Annotated in this window: 15 protein-coding genes; 8 read left to right on the top strand and 7 right to left on the bottom strand. The window is 46.8% G+C overall.

What is annotated here, in order from left to right; genetic code table 11:
- Nucleotides 1–57 precede the first annotated feature (57 nt).
- Nucleotides 58–1212: a JmjC domain-containing protein gene (locus tag ACJJIR_RS09120; RefSeq protein ID WP_444908095.1), complete on the top strand. Its 1155-nt coding sequence runs from the start codon at nucleotides 58–60 to the stop codon at nucleotides 1210–1212.
- 1 nt (nucleotide 1213) lies between these two features.
- On the top strand, nucleotides 1214–1636 hold the full coding sequence (locus ACJJIR_RS09115) for a GNAT family N-acetyltransferase (RefSeq protein ID WP_444908094.1): 423 nt from the start codon (nucleotides 1214–1216) through the stop codon (nucleotides 1634–1636).
- A 48-nt stretch (nucleotides 1637–1684) separates the two neighbouring features.
- Here ACJJIR_RS09115 and ACJJIR_RS09110 read toward each other — a convergent pair whose 3' ends face one another.
- On the bottom strand, nucleotides 1685–2290 hold the full coding sequence (locus ACJJIR_RS09110; RefSeq protein WP_444908093.1) for a TMEM175 family protein: 606 nt from the start codon (nucleotides 2288–2290) through the stop codon (nucleotides 1685–1687).
- Nucleotides 2291–2752: 462 nt separating this feature from the next.
- On the opposite strand from ACJJIR_RS09110, the gene ACJJIR_RS09105 reads away from it, so the two are divergent.
- Nucleotides 2753–4081 (top strand): MFS transporter, encoded by a 1329-nt coding sequence (locus ACJJIR_RS09105; protein ID WP_444908092.1) that lies wholly within the window; start codon nucleotides 2753–2755, stop codon nucleotides 4079–4081.
- Here ACJJIR_RS09105 and ACJJIR_RS09100 read toward each other — a convergent pair.
- Both ACJJIR_RS09100 and ACJJIR_RS09095 read right to left on the bottom strand, forming a co-directional pair.
- Complete coding sequence (locus ACJJIR_RS09100) at nucleotides 4043–4630, bottom strand: flavodoxin family protein (protein ID WP_444908091.1); 588 nt, start codon at nucleotides 4628–4630, stop codon at nucleotides 4043–4045. The genes ACJJIR_RS09105 and ACJJIR_RS09100 overlap by 39 nt on opposite strands.
- On the bottom strand, nucleotides 4627–5472 hold the full coding sequence (locus ACJJIR_RS09095; RefSeq protein ID WP_444908090.1) for an arylamine N-acetyltransferase family protein: 846 nt from the start codon (nucleotides 5470–5472) through the stop codon (nucleotides 4627–4629). The genes ACJJIR_RS09100 and ACJJIR_RS09095 overlap by 4 nt, the downstream gene beginning before the upstream one ends.
- Before the next feature lie 192 nt (nucleotides 5473–5664).
- Between ACJJIR_RS09095 and ACJJIR_RS09090 the strand changes: the two genes are divergently transcribed.
- A complete protein-coding gene (locus tag ACJJIR_RS09090) occupies nucleotides 5665–6621 on the top strand; it encodes a ribonuclease Z (protein ID WP_444908089.1) in 957 nt (318 codons plus the stop codon).
- A 166-nt stretch (nucleotides 6622–6787) separates the two neighbouring features.
- On the opposite strand, the gene ACJJIR_RS09085 is transcribed toward ACJJIR_RS09090, so the two are convergent.
- Complete coding sequence (locus tag ACJJIR_RS09085; protein WP_444908088.1) at nucleotides 6788–7501, bottom strand: hypothetical protein; 714 nt, start codon at nucleotides 7499–7501, stop codon at nucleotides 6788–6790.
- 367 nt (nucleotides 7502–7868) lie between these two features.
- On the opposite strand from ACJJIR_RS09085, the gene ACJJIR_RS09080 reads away from it, so the two are divergent.
- Entirely contained in the window at nucleotides 7869–8669 is an 801-nt protein-coding gene (locus ACJJIR_RS09080; protein ID WP_444908087.1) for an IclR family transcriptional regulator, read from the top strand.
- A gap of 35 nt (nucleotides 8670–8704) precedes the next feature.
- On the opposite strand, the gene ACJJIR_RS09075 is transcribed toward ACJJIR_RS09080, so the two are convergent.
- The 3 genes from ACJJIR_RS09075 to ACJJIR_RS09065 form a co-directional block, all read right to left on the bottom strand.
- The gene (locus ACJJIR_RS09075; RefSeq protein ID WP_444908086.1) at nucleotides 8705–10135 is read right to left on the bottom strand and encodes a coniferyl aldehyde dehydrogenase; all 1431 of its coding nucleotides are present in this window, start codon (nucleotides 10133–10135) and stop codon (nucleotides 8705–8707) included.
- 64 nt (nucleotides 10136–10199) lie between these two features.
- Nucleotides 10200–11327 carry an acyl-CoA dehydrogenase family protein gene (locus ACJJIR_RS09070; RefSeq protein ID WP_444908085.1) on the bottom strand — a complete coding sequence of 376 codons (1128 nt, stop codon included), beginning with the start codon at nucleotides 11325–11327 and terminating at the stop codon, nucleotides 10200–10202.
- A gap of 27 nt (nucleotides 11328–11354) precedes the next feature.
- Nucleotides 11355–12554, bottom strand: coding sequence for an acyl-CoA dehydrogenase family protein (locus ACJJIR_RS09065; RefSeq protein WP_444908084.1), 1200 nt, complete (start codon nucleotides 12552–12554; stop codon nucleotides 11355–11357).
- Nucleotides 12555–13022: 468 nt separating this feature from the next.
- Between ACJJIR_RS09065 and ACJJIR_RS09060 the strand changes: the two genes are divergently transcribed.
- The 3 genes from ACJJIR_RS09060 (at nucleotide 13023) to ACJJIR_RS09050 (ending at nucleotide 18323) form a co-directional block, all read left to right on the top strand.
- Nucleotides 13023–14900, top strand: a complete 1878-nt coding sequence (locus ACJJIR_RS09060; protein WP_444908083.1) for an acyl-CoA synthetase — start codon at nucleotides 13023–13025, stop codon at nucleotides 14898–14900.
- 55 nt (nucleotides 14901–14955) lie between these two features.
- Nucleotides 14956–16158: a 3-oxoadipyl-CoA thiolase gene (locus tag ACJJIR_RS09055; protein ID WP_444908082.1), complete on the top strand. Its 1203-nt coding sequence runs from the start codon at nucleotides 14956–14958 to the stop codon at nucleotides 16156–16158.
- A gap of 62 nt (nucleotides 16159–16220) precedes the next feature.
- Nucleotides 16221–18323, top strand: a complete 2103-nt coding sequence (locus tag ACJJIR_RS09050; RefSeq protein ID WP_444908081.1) for a 3-hydroxyacyl-CoA dehydrogenase NAD-binding domain-containing protein — start codon at nucleotides 16221–16223, stop codon at nucleotides 18321–18323.
- Nucleotides 18324–18392: the final 69 nt, after the last annotated feature.

The raw sequence follows: 18392 nt of genomic DNA, 5'->3' as shown, positions 1-18392 counted from the left end.
TTTCTGAACCTCAGAATATCCAGATACAACCCCAGCCTTCTGACAGTGAGAGTTACCGTGGCCAGCCCCCTTACCCATCTTGGCGACATGCCCATCGAAGTTTTTATGCGTGACTACTGGCAGCAGAAACCCCTGCTGATACGCAATGCTTTCGCCAACTTTGAATCACCCATCTCGGGTGAAGAACTCGCGGGTATGGCCCTGGAGGAAGCGGTCGAGTCTCGCTTGGTATTGGAAAATGGTGAAAGCGGCCCCTGGGAGCTGCGTACAGGTCCATTCACTGAAGAAGATTTTCTCTCCCTCCCTAAAACCCACTGGACCCTGCTGGTACAAGCTGTCGATCAGTGGATGTCAGAAATTGCTGAACTAAAAGATTTCTTCCGCTTTATCCCCGACTGGCGGCTGGATGATGTGATGATCAGTTACGCCGCCGATAAGGGCAGCGTTGGTCCCCACTACGATCACTACGATGTGTTTCTTCTCCAGGCCGAAGGCAAGCGTTTGTGGCAACAAGGCCCCAAGGTGGATGAAAGCAATCCCCGCCTGGAAGGAACGCCCCTCAATATCCTGAAAGATTTCGAAGCAGAAAACAGCTGGGTACTAGAGCCCGGCGATATGCTTTACTTGCCGCCCCAATTCAGCCATTGGGGAATAGCCGAAGGTGGGTGCACCACGATCTCTATTGGTTTCCGCGCGCCTTCCGCCGCGGCGATCCTCGAAGATCTCGCCGCTGAAGTCGCTATGGATTTGCCGGACAGCCAGCGATACACCGATGCCGGTGCTGAAGTGGCGAAAAACCCAGCGGAAATTGACCCCGCCTCTGTTGCCCGCCTGCAACAACAACTCGGCGAATGGCTGCAGCAGCCGGAGAAAATCGCCCAGTGGTTTGGTGCGGTTATGACCGAAGCAAAATACCCGGATACTGTCGCCCTGGATGCTGACGATGCTGCAGACTGGCGCGAACAAATGCCCCAGGGAGCACAACTGGTTTTAAATCCCGCTTCCCGCACCGCCTTTTGCCGCGAGCCAGCCACTTTGTTTGTTGATGGTGAAGCCTTCCCCTGCCCCCTGGCGTTTGCCGAGCAGTTTACTGAGTCCCATGAAATTTCCTGGGATGATATCGAAGCCTTCCCGGAAATAGCCGAAGACAGCGGCCTTCTCGATCAGCTGGTTGCACAGGGCACCTTGATCTACCCTCCTGAGGATTTCTGAGATGCCAGTAGCTATACGCCTAGCGGATTGGAACACTGACCGGGACGCAATTCGTTCAATTCGCGAAGCAGTTTTTGTACAGGAACAACAGGTACCTGCGGACTTGGAATGGGATGATCAAGAGGAGACATCCCAGCACTTCCTCGTCTTCCGCGAAACAATCCCAGTTGCCACCGGGCGCCTCACCCAAGGCGGAAAAATTGGTCGTATGGCTGTACAGAAATCTTCACGCGGATGCGGCATCGGGGCCCAGCTATTACAGGCCATCTGCGAGCAGGCGAAGGAGCAAAACTTTCAGCAAGTCCATTTACATGCACAGCGACATGCTGAGGGGTTCTACTTGCAGGCTGGATTTGAAGCTGAAGGCGACGTGTTTTACGAAGCGGGAATCCCCCATATTAAAATGGTACGCAGCCTGATTTAATCTTTTGAGGCCTGCCACCAGCACCCATATGGCAGGCCCAGTCCCATCTCAACTCTCTGCAGGGACATAGCGCTTTTCGACAAAGTGAGCCAGAGGCGCTATCCCCAACACATACACTATCCAGAGCCCGAGCCCCCAATAGGGATTGAAAAGGGTCAACAAGCACGCCAGGATACTGGTACACAACATCACCATGCTGACCACTAGTACACGGTGCGCGGATACGTTCGTTCGATTCGCAGCGACACACCACATACCCGCAATTGCTATAGCGGCCACCGCATAGCTTGCTGATAATAAGATCACTGACCAAACCTGGTCAGGATATTCCCCCATCAAACTTGCTGGAAAAGGAATAAACGCCACCGCCCCCAATAGCAAAAAGTTAAAACTGGTAAAGGCTACCGATTTAAATTGATGGTCCGACATCAGATGATTGTGGGTAAGCCACAGCCGGCAGAGAATTGCAAAGCTCAGTATCCAGGAAAAAAAATGGGGCAACTGCTGAAGAATATTGCTGTGGAAATCCTCGCCCGGCTTTATATCCTCCAGATCGGGAATCTGGATATTAAAAACCAACAGCGTCATAGCAATGGCAAAAACGCCATCACTGACGGCATTAATACGGCTAGCCAAGAAAGACTTTCGACGCATGGGCCACCATCGATTGCCAAGGTTGCATACTCATTAAAGCCCAGTCCCGAAGCAGGATCTCACCTCTAGTTTCAATATGCCCACAGCGTTCACACCACTCACATCCCTTCCACCTGATAACGAGCCACGGAATGTTTCTATTGGGGAGATGAAATCATATGATAACGACTTTGTAAGTGTATTCTTTTAAATAAGGGTCTATTGAAGCTCCTCAATACGGCACCGCCTAGTAAATAGCATTCAACTTCAACAGCCGTTGGCGATACTTTGATCAAACCTAGCTGCCCGATCGATTTCAATCCTGCTTACTATCAACTACTTGTGTTCGGGCTACGGCTCCTAATTGCTCTAAGATCTATCTAATGCGACTTGTTTCATATCCATTTAAAACCCTAGCGCTTTATCCCTATTGGTCGCTGCAATCATAAGCAGGAGCTGAGGAGTGAAGCCCAAGGCCGAGACATGGCAATAAACACCGATAAAGAAAAGCCTATGGGGCAGAAACACTTCCGCTACGCGTCTTGGACAGTTGCAGTCATATTTTTCAGCGCCAGCGTAACCAACTCAATCCTATTTGCCCTACTATCACCTAGCCTCACTCAAGAACTCAATCTCAACCATCAAAGCTTAGGGATGCTGGGAGGATATTACTTTGTCGCCTATTCTATTGGTCAACTGACACTTGGCTCACTATTGGGCCCTATAAGTCCACGGTATTTACTGAGTATCTCAGCCACCCTCGCCGCTAGCGGCTGTGTAATTTTTGCCAGCAGTCATTCTTTCGGAACAGCCCTTACAGGGCAGCTCTTAGTCGCACTTGGATTATCCAGTAGCTTTTTGGGAGTTATCTATGTTATCGGGCGGGATTTACCTAATAAGTTTTCACTGATGGCCGCTGTTAGCCAAGGACTAGCTAACTTCGCAGCAGCTTCACTCTCATTACTTATCGGTTTGTTCGATACCGAAGTCTCATTCCGGGAGCCCTACTTCATCGCAGCGCTATTTTTTATTTGCATTGCTGTGCTGATATTTATTTTTATTGGCAGCAATCAAAACTCTTCCCATGAACTCTCTGCCAAAAAAGCCACTCAATTTGACAAGCTAAATTCATGCTTCAAATCAAGAGCTTTTTGGCTGGCCCTCACCTTCTACTCCTGCCTTTTCGGCGTAATTATCGCCTACTCTGATTTATGGAATATACAGTTCCAAGTTGATTTTTTTCGTGAAACATCCAGAGAAAGTGCCCTACTCAATGCGATGATTTCAACGGGTATCATTATCGGCAGCTTTATTGTCGGTGCTTGGTCTCATTATCGGGGAGATTATGTAATTCCAGCGAGAACTTTTAGTTTCTTCTCAATTATTGCTGTCACAGCTTTACTGAGTATTCACTTGTCGGACTCCTGGACTTTGACGGCAAATTTTCTCTTAGGATTTGGCCTCAGCAGCTCAATTCTATCTCTCTCGATAGTACAATCTGAACTTCCTGAAAAGGCGCACGCCATTGCCTCTGCCCTTATTGTAACTGGGGGCTTTGTTTTAGGAGGGGTAATTCAAACCCTCATAGGGCTCTCACTTGATCAAGATATAGAGTTCGCTTATATCCGCTCCCTCAGCGATTTATTAGCCAGACTTTTTGACTTTGCTCCACAACCAACACAGAAATTCTACAATTACCAAGCGGGATTTCAGCTAATCGGGATTATCGTCATCGTAGGCTGCATCAGCAGCCTACTTTTGAGCAGCAAAAAGCTAGTCAAGAAACGTGGTCCTAAAATCGGAAGTTCGTAGTGCTAAGCCTGCGATTCGACGTCCTAAATGTACGGCTGTAAGTCGATCCAACTCATGAATTTCACCAGCTCCCTCAGCGACAGCTACCAAGCCCGACTGACAACCACCCCGGTTTCTACCCAGGGAATCTTGACTCGGTAGAATATCCAGGGGAACCCACAACATGCCCATTTGTGCAGCAAAGACCTGTAGAGTCCTGATGGTACCTAGCTGATCACCACTAAAATTACTACCAACAGTAAATCCTGCAGCTAACTTATCCAGCCAGCACCGATCTCCATAGCGCTCACTTGCTGCATCCATAAATGCTTTGAATTGAGCGGAGACAGTACCCATAAAGGTCGGCGAACCCATTACTATGGCTTCACATTGATCCAACTGAGCTAATAATGACTGATCTTCATAACGTCCGTGAAGAATGCTCTCTCCCTGAATCTCAAGGGCAACACCAATACACTTCTCTAGCGTGTTAACCCCCTCCACCACGGACTCCGCAAGAACTTTACTGCAACCAGATACAGAATGGTAAACAACACCTACCCTCTTCATATGACTCGCTCCGCTATGCCGTCTGACTCAAATATCCGGCCTAACTTTTGATCAATTTCTCTGCCAAACGGCACTTCTATCCCAAAGATATCCAGTAAAGTAGCCCGAAGCTCATCAACATCCGCTAACATGACAACACTCTTGGAGCCTAAAAGTGGTTGATAGCTTAACTGTCTATTGAAAAGTGTATGCCGCCCCTCTGGGAAAGACCGAGCAACAATCAAGTGCTCTACAAACCTGGATTTAGGGTGTGTTGAACAATACCAACTACCAATTTTATAATCGCCATGAGTTTTAGGTTTCAAGTCAAAGCTGTACATAGGTTGCCAACCACTATCGGTTGTAACCTCTAACAGGTACTCATCATCTATTAAAGTAAAGCGGTAAACACCGTGCGGTGTGCTCTGACGATCACTGGAGTCTAAATTGAGTGGTGCAGTCAAAGTGTTACTTCCAAATCCCGCATCTATCAGGAAGCGTGTACCCTCAAGCTCCACCATCAGAATCATATGCGACTGAGCGGGTTGATGCCCTATCAGCATTTGCCACAGTATCCGTGCGGCGAGGTTCGTAACTTTAAAACCGATTTGCCCTAACACTGCCCCTAATAAGGCATTTTGCTCGTAACAATAACCTCCACGTTTTTGTTGTACCAACTTGGCCTCAATAGATTCCAACTCAATATCCACGGGGCTTCCCAAAAATGAAGTGACGTTCTCGAATGGAATCGTACGGACGTGCTGGGTCAACAACTGCTGTAGACACTGCAAGTTAGCACCCGGGGCTCCATCAAAATTAATACGGTCTAAATATTGCTGCAAGTTAATACCAGGGGTACCCATCTCGATTGTCTCCTCAAAACCCGGCCTCATAAACAATAGACGGAAGCTTAATACCTAAACCTAACTTGAGGTCAATAGCTTTTTTTCATCTTCTACACTGCTTATCAATCAGAAGTTAATCACAGCCAAAGCTCAGGAAGACCCCTAGCCACCGTAATCTTCAATATTGCTAAACAATCAGGTAGCGACTAAGTGGAAATACTGTTTTTGGGGACATCATCAGGCACTCCGACCAAGCAGAGGAATGTTTCTGGTATTGGGCTATTAGAAAACCTGGGAAAGAACTGGTATTTGATCGACTGTGGGGAAGGTACCCAGCAGCAGATTCTACATACAAACTTATCACTAAATAGGCTAAGTGCAATCTTTATCACCCATAAGCATGGCGATCACTGCTACGGACTCCCTGGTCTACTTGGTAGCTCAGGAATGCAACGAAGGACAAGACCACTGACACTTGTTGCTCCTAGGGCCGTCTATGATTGGCTTCTATCAACTCAAACAATCACAGAACTCTATTTTCCATTTGAACTCAACTTCATTCCTGTTGAAGATTTACCCCAAATAGAAATGGGACAGTTCACCATAACCACTATACAACTTTCCCACAGGGTCCCCTCTTATGCGTACAGTTTTACGGAAAGATATGTTGAGGTTATATTAGATACACAAAGTTTACTTGCCACCGGTATCCCTAAAGGACCGCAATGGGGAAAGATAAAGAACGGTATCGATGTCGTTCATCACGGTAAAATATACACTGCAACGGACTTTATTCTAAAGCCGAGGCCTCCACGTAATATTATAATTTGTGGAGACAATGATAACCCTGAGCTTTTAAAAGATACCTGTGCCAACTGCAATGTCTTAGTGCATGAATCGACTTATGCAAAAGATTTGGCTCAGAAAGCGGGGCATGTAGGGCACAGCTATTCCACCCAAATAGCCTCTTTTGCCGAGAGCCTTTCAATTCCCAACCTGGTTCTCACACATTTCAGCACACGCTACCAAAAAGATAGCAAGGCGAGCTGCTCAATTGATACTATCAGAAAGGAAGCGCAGTTGATTTATAAGGGACAACTATATTTAGCTGAGGATTTTATGCATCTTTTTCTAGAAAAATCTGGGCAACTCGTCCAAAAACAGTAGGCAACTATACCCAAAGAACAGATAACATTCATAAACGGATCCTTTGAGAGCATATTTCATTTTTTTACATAGTATATGTACTCAGATCTGCCGAATAGACTATTAAACACTAGAGGAGATAACAGGGTTCACTTGATTAACACCTTTAACCATATCGCCAGAACAATTATTTTACCACAGTGCCATCGGTCCAAAATCCTGGCATAAAGGTCTTATCTTGATAACTCCATTTAAAAGGCAGAAGCTCATCACTATCTAAAATAACATAAAGCCACACTTCCATATTTTTAATAGTACGTTTAATATTTGCCTCCATCTCCTCGCCAAGACTTTTAGGTATATCTTGCTTATCTATCCACTCATGGTAGCCATAAGTTTCGATAATGTCGGGCCACCAGACATTAGTGAGAAATTTATGCTCTGGAAAATTGAGGTAACGCCCCTGAGGCAAAGTTGGTATTTCACGTAAAGCAATTTCCTTTTCATCTTCAGTATCAATGAAGTCATGCTGCCAAAACATTGAAAGGTCATCACTATCATCCGCAATGCGGGGATCTCGAAACCTGAGAGGAGAATCCTTAGGAAGAACAACAATAATACCAAACGAAGTGATTGCCGGAACCGTCTTCGATGTATTTAACATATATATAAACGAAGATCCAAAGGACCTATCGTAATACTGATAATCTCTATGATCTTTATTCCAAACTAATTTTCCAAATGCGAAAGGAGAATCAGAGTTAATACCTACTCTTATTTCATGAGATGCCAACCCTACACGATTGAGTAAATACTGTTTGATTTTTGAACTGCCATTTTTAACCGTACGCAGGAAACCTTTCGCTAGCTTATCATTCCCTATAGAATAATGCGTTTTCATAGTAATTTCCTGGGGTTTATTAGAAGGGGAGCTACCCTACTCCACTGAAACTAGCTTGAAATTATAGCTCCTCCAAAATTCAGAAAATCAATATAGTGACTAATAATACACTAGGCACTATTTGGTTGAGAAACTGCCCACCAATTATAATTATATATACCCTTCACCATACAGCTTGGCATATATTAAATATAAGACTATACCCCACAAACTGTTTAACCAGGCGATATTTACTCATCCACTTTTACTATCACCTTCCCCAACATGTTCCAGTAAAATAGATTTACTCATATAGAATTCATATATCTCCCTTCAGCTTGCAAGGGAACATCTGTATACTTATTAATTAATAAGTAGGACTAAGCCAATGGTTTCCCTAAGTGACCTTCCCAGAAAAAAAGATACCGAACCAGATCGAAAATTTATTGAGGCACTAGCTCGTGGATTGGATGTGCTCCGAGCTTTTCAACCTGGTGATGGCTTTCTGGGTAATTTGGAGATCGCCCAGCGTACTGGCCTGCCCCGCTCCAGTGTTTCCAGACTGACTTATACTCTGACCAAATTAGGCTATCTGACCTACTCTGATCGAATGGAGAAATATCAGCTGGGTAGTGGCGTCCTGGCTCTTGGTTATGCTTTTGTCTCAAATCTCACAGTCAGACAGGTAGCCAAGCCTTTAATGCAGGATCTGGCCAATTCTACCGGTACCGCTGTTGGTCTCTCTGATCGGGACCGGCTGGATATGATTTTTGTTGAGTTCTGTGCTCCAGCAAATGTCACAACTTTTCGCCATGAAATCGGTAATCGCGTACCCATAGCTTCCAGCGGCTCCGGGCGAGCTTTTTTGGCAGCACTCCCTCAAGAAGAACGGGAATATTTTTATGGCTACCTGGAGAAAAAAGCTGGTGATCAATGGCCAACGATCAAAGCCGGTATTGAAGAAGCGGTCAACAGCTACCAGCAGCGCGGCTTCTGCTGCTCTTTTGGCGAGTGGAATCGCGATGTCAACGGTATCGCAGTACCTCTCTCTTTAAGCCAAGGTCATATTTACACTTTTAATGCTGGCGGACCTGCTTTTAGACTTAACCCGGAATACTTAGAAAATGAAGTAGCTCCTCTGTTGAAAAACCTGGTAGGCAATATCGAAGCTATGTTAATCCGATATTAGTCGACTCAAACTCCAGATCTTCTCAATCAGTACAGCTACAGTTTGAAACGCAGTAGAAAGTTGAAAATTTTATCAAATCTTTGGCCATAAGGTGGTCGTAAAGGCACCGCCGCTGACTTTTTGGCTTGTGTAAAGATCGGTCGTAATTTTGAGAATTCCAAAAAACCCTCATAAGCGTGATATTGCCCCATGCCACTCGCCCCAATACCACCAAAGGGCAAGTCTGCCTGGGAGACATGCATCGCGCAGTCATTGATACAAACACCTCCAGACATTGTGCTTTTGATAATCTTTTCCTGAACATCTCCGCAAGAACTGAAAATATATAATGCTAAAGGCCTATCTTTACTATTTATGTAATCTATCGTATCAGACAGATTCCTATACGTAAGAATAGGTAAAATAGGGCCAAATATCTCCTCGCGTAGCAGACTCATGTCTTCTGTCGGGTTTAACACTAAGGTGGGAGCAATTTTTTGCAAACCCTTATTGTTTTCAACATCTAATAACGGCAGAACTGTAGCCCCTTTCTCCAGAGCATCCGTTAGACAAGTATTCAGCCTATTAAACGCCTTTTCATCAACAATCGAAGTATAATCTTCTGAATTTAAAGATGGATACCATTTGGGTACAAGTCTCTTAGCCGATTCCAAGAATCCTGAAAGTTTTTCTTCAGGAATCAATAAATAATCTGGAGCTACACAAGTTTGGCCCGCATTGAAGAATTTTGAGCTCAAAATACGTTCCGCAGCAATATTTTCATCAAAGTCGCCACATATTATGGCTGGAGACTTACCTCCCAGTTCTAGTGTCACAGGAGTTAGGTGATCCGAAGCTCTCCGCATTACCACTTTTCCTACTTTGCCAGATCCAGTAAAGATCATGTGATCATATGCCTGGGCTGTAAACTCCATAGCGCTCACTCCAGGAAGAATAGCTACCAGATCCTCTGAAAAGAATCTATTAAATAACTGATGTAATAATGCAGAAAGGGCACGCGAGTTAGCAGCCATCTTGATCATACAGCGATTCCCTGCGGATATCGCACTCACCAAGGGCCCAACAGATAGAAGTAGTGGGTAATTCCAGGGGGTAACAATAGCAACCACCCCTTTTGGTTGAGGTAATACGCGATTTTTTACTCCTCGAAGTAGCAAAGGCACATGACGTTTCTGAATTTTCATCCACTTTTTTAAGCGCTTACGAGTGTAACGAATCTCCTCGATACACCCATAGATCTCTGCAATTTTAGTTTCTTGGATGGCACGATTACCAAAATCCTCGCTTATTGCCTTTGCTATGGATTTCTGGTTTTCCAGGATCAATTGCTCTAATTTTTTTAAACTTTCCAGACGCTCCTGAAGACTCGGGTAGGGGTTCCTATTAAATGCATCCTTTTGAAGTTTAAAAACACTCTCTACTTTACCTATGCTCACAGATCTGGTGTGCTCGACAACTTTTTCCATGTGTGTGCCCTCGCAAAGTGGCAAGTAGAGAGTGAGTTTGGCCGTATAGTCAGTGCTTTATGATTTACAGCTTGGCAAATCGTAAAGTGTGGTAATCAGTACTGCCAAATAGGTACTGAATTGTTGTTAGACGCTTAAAGTAGTGACTTACATCCAACTCCTCAGTAACCCCTATACCGCCATGTAACTGTATCGCCTCTTGACCGATAAACCGCGCAGCTTTACCAATACGGCTTTTTGCAGCGGATATCGCCTTAGGCGCAACTCCGTTATTGCTATCAAGCTGTAGCGCAGCCATCAACAATATTGAGCGCGCTTGCTCATACTCAGTAAACATATCCACCATGCGGTGCTGTAGTGCCTGGAACTTGCCAATAGGAACACCAAACTGCTCCCGCGTCTTAGTGTACTCAACTGTCTTCTTATAGATCCTTTCCATAGCTCCAACAGCTTCTGCACACAATGCCAACGTCGCTCTATCAACAGCCTTTTCTATAGCTCCTAAAGCCGCCCCCTCTTCCCCTATCAGATTAGCTATGGGTACTTTCACGTTATTGAATTTAATTTCGGCGGCACGGTGTGCATCCACAGTGGCATATCCATGCCGCTGAAGCCCTTCTGTATTAGGATCGACCAGTAGTAAGGTGATCCCCTCACGATCTCGCTGTGCTCCGCTCGTCCGCACAGCAACTAAGAATTTATCTGCTACGTCACCATTTAGAACGACAGCTTTATGTCCATTCAGGAGGTAATTGTCTCCATCCTTTACCGCAGTCATGGCTATATCAGTAAGGTTATAGCGACTCTGTGACTCAGTAAAAGCAAATGCCAATTGCAATTGGCCTTCCATTAACATTCCCAGGAGTTCTCGCTTTTGCACCTCACTAGCGCAGTCAGCGATAAGACCACCACTGAGAACAACACTGGCCAGGAAAGGCTCAACCACTAAACCTCGGCCGAACTCCTCCATAACCACCATCAAGTCTACGGCGGAGCCTCCTAGGCCTCCATCATCCTTTCCAAACGGCACCATTAACCAGCCGAGTTCCGCAAATAGCTTCCAATTTTCCTTACTGAAGCCAATATCGTTACTCACTATTTTACAACGACGGTCAAAGTCATAATCCTGCTGGATAAACTTGCTCACACTGCTTTGCAGCATCCGCTGCTCTTCGCTGTAGGAAAAATCCATCGCTCAAGTCCTCTTTAGATGCTGCACTTACAGGCCAAGTACCCATTTACTGATAATATTTTTCTGGATCTCATTACTTCCGCCATAAATTGAGGATTTACGGTTATTTAAGTAACGAGGCACACTGCTGGCAATAACACCGGGGCCCACCCATTCTCCGTCAAACCCGCTCCTAAACTGCTCTCTCACAAACGGCATTCCGTAGTAACCCGCAGTCTCCATATACAGTTCATCGATAAGTTGAGCGACTTCGGTTCCTTTGATTTTAAGGATGGAAGATTCCGCTCCTGGGGCACCACCTGTACTTACCGCCGCAAGCGTACGAAGTTCAGTAAACTCCAGGGCCAAGAGATCAATTTCAACTTCGGCCAGTTTTTGGGCAAAAGCCGGGTTCTCAAGCAGACTATTTTCTCCATCGCAGGTCTCTTTGGCTAAATCCTTTAACATTTGTAAGCGTTTCTTGGATTTTGCCACCCGCGCAATACCGGTGCGTTCATGGGTTAGCAAAACCTTGGCGTAAGTCCACCCTTGCCCCTCCTCGCCAATACGGTTTTCTACCGGCACCCTCACATTATTGAAATGGACTTCATTTACTTCATGGTGACCACCCAAGGTCATAATTGGCGAAACCGTAATACCCGGGTGTTTCATATCAATTAGCAAGAAGCTGATAGCAGCCTGGTTCTTTACTTGAGGCCCACCAGTACGAACCAAACAAAATATCCAGTCTGCAAAGTGACCCAAGGTATTCCAGGTCTTGGTGCCGTTGACAATATACTCATCGCCATCACGGACGGCTGTTGTTTTTAAGGAAGCTAAATCTGAACCAGCATTTGGTTCCGAATAGCCCTGACACCACCAGACATTACTTGCCAGGATGTCAGGTAGAAATCGTTGCTTTTGTTCTTCACTACCGTAGGTAAAGATCACTGGAGCAACCATTTTTAAGCCGAAAGGAATCAACTCTGGTACACCATAGTTAGCACATTCGTCTGCCCAAATGTGTTTCTGAGTAGGTGTCCAACCGGTACCTCCATATTCAACCGGCCAATTCGTAGCTGCCCACCCTTGCTCATAGAGTATTTTTTGCCAGCGAATAAAATCCTCTTTCTCCAGGGGGATTTCCTTCAGGGTTTTCTCTCTAATATCTTCAGGAAGTTTCTCTTGGAGAAACTGCTGGACCTCCTGCTGAAAAGCTAACTCTTCGGGAGAAAAATCTATATTCATTCGCCTGCTCCTTTATTAGTCGGCGCATTGAACAGCAGCTCCTACAAACTGCTTCTATCACAATCTTGCGCAGCAAAAATACGCAATCTTTTGAAAGATCCCCGGTACAGGCGGAACTAGTGTTTAACAGCTTCACCTCGACAAATTACTTAATTGCCTTTGAATCGATCCCAACGATTTAAATTATTGGCGCAAAATGCCTTTATCGAAATAAAAAACCGATCATTTCTAGCGCCAATCAACTCCAGATAGGCACACAAATCGACCGCTCGAAAAATAAAACTGGAAAAACCTCAATAACATGGCGCCTTTTTATTTTTGATAAGTTTTTTTGCGCCATTTTCCATTAAAAAATGCATTAGGCACTTCTTAATAGGTAAAACACTAACACCTTATTCCGCAGAGTGGAATGCTGTATTCACTTTTGCTATGGTCGTCACCATAATAACCAAAGTGAGAGAAGCCCCCATGTCGATCACGCCCATTCAATCCTCCGATACAATGTTGCAGTCACTTGCTGAAATTCAGGAGTATGAAAAAGTCCCCCTTTCGCAGCGATACCCCTGGGAAAGCACTTTTGATTTAATCCGGCAATCTGCCCGCCTCTACCAACATGACTCGGCCATCGAATTCCTGCCAACGGCCGCACCTGACGAAGACACGGTTAAAGTAAGTTTCTTAGAGTTATCCCAGCGAGTGCACCAGACTGCCAATCTTCTTCACTCCATCGGTGTTGAGCCGACCGATACAGTGACTTTACTACTACCCAATTTGCCAGAAACCCATTTTGCACTTTGGGGAGGCCAGGCAGCAGGTATTACCAGCCCTATTAATCCGTTGCTGGAACCCGAACATATAATCGAAATCATGAATACCACCAGGGCTAAAGTCCTGGTCACTCTTGGCCAAGATCTTAGCGGGGAAATATGGGATAAAGTAACGCAAATTCTCGAGCAAGTTCCCACATTAAAAACTCTGTTACTAATCAGTAAAAAGCCAATTAGCAATACTCCAGTCCCAGCGGGTATTCACGCAGATAATTTTGTCTCGGCTATATCCCAACAGCCGGACGATCATCTAAAGAGTGAACGTTATATCCAGGGGAATGAAACCGCTAGTTATTTCCACACCGGGGGCACTACTGGAAGACCTAAAATAGCCCGCTTAACTCACAGCAATATTGCCTTCGTCGCTCAATTAAGTGCTGATACGTCATCCAGTAAAGGGCGCTTCGCTACCCTGAGCGGACTTCCACTATTTCATATTTTCGGTACGGTTGTTGCGGGTATTGGCACCCTATTGGCCGGACGCACAATTGTTATCATGACGCCCTCTGGTTTTCGCTCACCCAATGTCCTACCAAATTGGTGGCATCATGTTGCGCGTTTTCAGGTGAAGGGCTTTGCCGCCGTCCCCACCATCCTCGGTGTATTGCTACAAATTCCCGTGGGTGACAATGACATCAGCTGTCTGACAGATATTGGCTGTGGAGCCTCCACCCTGCCAACGGGGTTGAAGAATAGCTTTGAGGAGAAGTTCAATGTCCTTGTCAGTAATGGCTACGGCATGACGGAGTCCAGCTGCCTTTTAGCTCGCCCTCCTACCGATATGCAAGCCCCTGAAGGCAGCGTCGGCCGGCGATTGCCTTATATGGAAATGAAAATTGCCGAAGTAGACGGTACCCGACTGGTTAGAACCTGCAATACAGGAGAGGTGGGCATAGTACTCGCGCGCGGGCCACATATTTTTTCTGGCTACTTATCAGAAGAGGATAATGCTAAAGCCTGGGTCGATAAGTCCTGGTTTAATACCGGCGATATGGGATATCTCGATGGAGATGGTAACCTGTTCTTAACTGGGCGGGCCAAGGATTTAATCATTCGCGGCGGCCACAATATAGATCCGGCTCTGATCGAAGAACCATTATCCCGTCACCCTGCCGTTGCTATTGCCGTTGCAGTGGGTCAACCAGATGCTTATGCCGGAGAAGTTCCAGTAGCTTACGTTACCCTGTTTCCATCCACTAACCCGCCCACAGAAGAACAACTCATTGACTATTGCCGCAGCCAAATTTCTGAGCGTGCAGCCATTCCTAAGCGCGTGGAAATTATTGATGAGATTCCACTCACTGCTGTAGCCAAAGTATTCAAACCGGCTCTGCGCAATCGCGCTACCGAATATGTCGTAGGCCAGGCATTAGAGGAAAAAAGTATTACCGCTAAGTTTTCCGCCCACTTTGATGCATCCCTTGGCCAGGTAGCAAAAGTTCAACTTGAGCAAGCCTCCAGCAAAGCCGCTGTAGAGGAAGCCCTGGAAAATTTACCCGTGGCTTTGGAGTTTGAATAAAAGAAATTACCGCATGACTCAATGCACTTAGAACTCCAATATCGGAAATCTCACTATGTCACATGCCTATATTTATGACGGCGGCCGCAGTGTTTTTGGCCGCCATGGGGGCAGCCTTTCCAGTATCCGGCCCGACAACCTGCTTGCCCATGTCATCAGGACCCTGACTGAAAGAAATAATTTTAACCCTCAACATTTTGAGGACGTTATTGCGGGCAATACCAATCAGGCGGGAGAAGACAGTCGCAACGTTGCCCGATTTTCAGGCCTGCTAGCAGGATTGCCCATATCCACTGGCGGCATAACGGTAAATCGCCTTTGTGGTTCCGGCTTATCCGCTATAGCAGATGCCGCTCGCTGCATTCGCGCCGCAGAAGGAGAGCTATTTATCGCGGGAGGTGTCGAATCAATGAGTCGCGCCCCCCTGGTTCTCTCCAAAGCCAACAGTGCTTTTGATCGCAATCAGGTATTGGCAGATACGACCCTAGGCCCCCGCTTCACCAACCCAGACATTGTTGCTGAGTATGGAAGCCACAGCATGCCTCAGACCGCAGACAATATTGCATCAGACCTGAATATTTGCCGGGAAGAGTGCGATACATTTGCATTGGCATCACAAACTAAATACGAGTCGGCACGTACCGATGGCTTCTTTGTCGATGAAATTATTCCCATCGAAGTACCCCAAGGCCGCAAGAAGCCAGCGCGTCTTATCGATACGGATGAACATCCCCGTCCCAATGCAACATTGGAGCGACTTCAAGCCCTACCCGCGCTTTTCGAAGATGGAGTGGTTACTGCCGGCAACGCTTCCGGCATCAACGATGGTGCGGCGGCACTCATTGTTGGTAGTGCCGAAGCAGGCCAAGCAGCAGATCTAAAGCCAAGGGCACGTATTCTCGCCAGCGCCATTGCAGGAGTAGAGCCGCGAGTGATGGGGTTGGGCCCAGTACCGGCTACCCGTAAAGCCCTTGCCCGTGCGGGCTTGGAGCTTGGGGATATGGATGTAATGGAGTTCAACGAAGCTTTTGCGGTACAGGCTATGGGCTGCCTCAAAATGCTCGAAATTGATTATGCGGACCCACGGGTAAATCCCAATGGTGGTGCCATCGCCGTTGGTCACCCCCTGGGGGCCAGTGGTGCCCGTATTTTGCTGACAGCATTGCGCCAGCTGGAACGTACGGGTGGGCGCTATGCACTAGCCACCATGTGTATCGGGATTGGCCAGGGGATCGCTGTAATCATAGAACGCATATAAACCTGATTAGATGTAAATAAAACCGAGACCGAACAGTTGTCACTTAAGATCTGGAGATAGCAATGTCTAGTGTAAGTTATGAACTCATTGGCGATATCGGTGTAATTCGATTGAACAATCCCCCTGTGAACGCCCTTTCTCACGGCTTGCGTGAGGGCATTTGGGGAGCGATTAAGAACGCTCAAGACGATGTATCAAAAGCCCTGGTGCTAGTGTGTGAAGGCCGAACTTTTATCGCTGGTGCGGACATTACGGAATTTGGCAAGCCACCACAGGCGCCCGCCCTATCAGAAGTGATTGAGGAAATAGAAAACTCCAGTAAACCAGTGATCGCCGCCATTCACGGCACGGCACTCGGCGGTGGATTCGAAGTCGCGCTAGCCTGCCATTACCGCTGTGCAATAGCATCGGCCAAAGTGGGGCTTCCAGAAGTCAAACTGGGATTACTGCCAGGGGCCGGTGGCACCCAGCGCACCCCACGCTTGGCTGGTGTTGCCGCTGCACTGGAATTAATCACAAAAGGCAGTCCAATACCGGCCTCTAAAGCCAAAAGTATGAAGTTAATAGACCGGGTTATCGATGATGACTTGTTAGAGGGAGCCCTAGCCTTTACCCGTGAATTGATAACAAATGAAGCTCCTCTACGCCGAGTCAGAGACATCGCAATAGATCCTGACAGCATTCCTGAGGGGTTATTTGATGATTTCCGCAAGCGCCTTGAAAAGAGATCACGAGGTCAGCTTGCACCGCAACATATTGTTACCTGTATAGAGGCCGCAGTTCACCAGCCTTTTGATCAAGGACTTGCTAAAGAGCTCGACCTGTTTATCGAATGCCTGCTCTCCAGCCAATCGGCCGCCCTCAGGCATTTATTTTTTGCCGAGCGCACTGCAAGCAAAGTCACAGGCTTACCAAAAGACCTACCCACCAGGGAGATAAAGAGCGTGGGCATTATCGGTGGAGGCACTATGGGCGGAGGCATCGCCATGAACTTTGCCAATGTCGGTATTCCAGTCAAGCTGGTAGAAGTCGATCAAACTGCGATAAATCGAGGGCTAGCAGTGATCGACAAGAATTACACCATCAGCATGCAGAAAGGGAAACTCACCGAAGGTCAAAAAACTCATTGTCTCTCATTGATTTCCGGCACAACTGACTACGCAGACCTGGCTGACGTAGACCTGGTCATTGAGGCCGTATTTGAAAATATGGAGCTCAAACAGGAAATTTTTGCCAAATTGGATCACTCCTGCAAACCCGGTACCATCCTTGCAACCAACACTTCCTACCAGGATATTGATCAAATCGCGGCTGCAACCAACAGGCCTCAAGACGTTATAGGGATGCATTTTTTCAGCCCAGCCAATGTAATGAAACTGCTCGAAGTGGTTCGCGGCTCGCAAAGTGCTGACGATGTAATTGCCACTGCCATGCAGCTCGCTAAAACAATCAAGAAAGTACCCGTACTAGCGGGAAACTGTTACGGCTTTATTGGCAATCGTATGTTGCGCCCCTATGGCAGAGAGTCGCAGCTGTGTTTAATCGAGGGCTCAACCCCGGAGCAGATTGATTCGGTTATGCAGTCTTGGGGGATGGCTATGGGCCCTATCGCCGTTGGAGATCTAGCAGGACTGGATATCGGCTACAAGGCGCGCCAGGGCCTGAGCGAATCAGAAAGAGGAGGCCCAAAAACCTACTGTATTGCAGATGCCCTGGTTGAAATGGGCCGCCTGGGCCAGAAAAGTGGAGCCGGCTACTATCGCTACGATCCCGAAACTCGCGCTCGCAGCAGCGACCCGGAAGTTCTGGAGGTCATTGAGGCCCAAGCTAAAAGCCAAGGGGTTGTAAGGCGGGAAATTTCCGACGAGGAGATTCTAAACCGCCTAACTTTCGCGCTGATTAATGAAGGAGCCAAAATCCTGGAGGAAGGCATAGCCCAACGTCCGAGCGATATAGACGTTGTATATGTTTACGGTTATGGTTTTCCGCCCCATCGTGGAGGACCCATGCACTATGCCGACAGTATTGGCTTGAAGGAAATCTACGAAAAAATATGTACTTTCCGCCAGCAGCATGGAGATACCTACTGGACACCAGCCCCTTTACTGGAACGGCTAGCCCAAGAGGGAAAAACATTTGCGCAATGGGCTGATGGCAAAATCTAAGCTTGTAAACTATAGGGGAAGCCATTATGACTACTGGCTTCCCACTTTACCCGCTGCAGCCAAATAACG

Source organism: Microbulbifer maximicatervae (SeqCode) (assembly GCF_052467385.1).
Note: the sequence above shows the minus strand (reverse complement) of the source record. Positions and strands in the feature narration are given on the sequence as shown.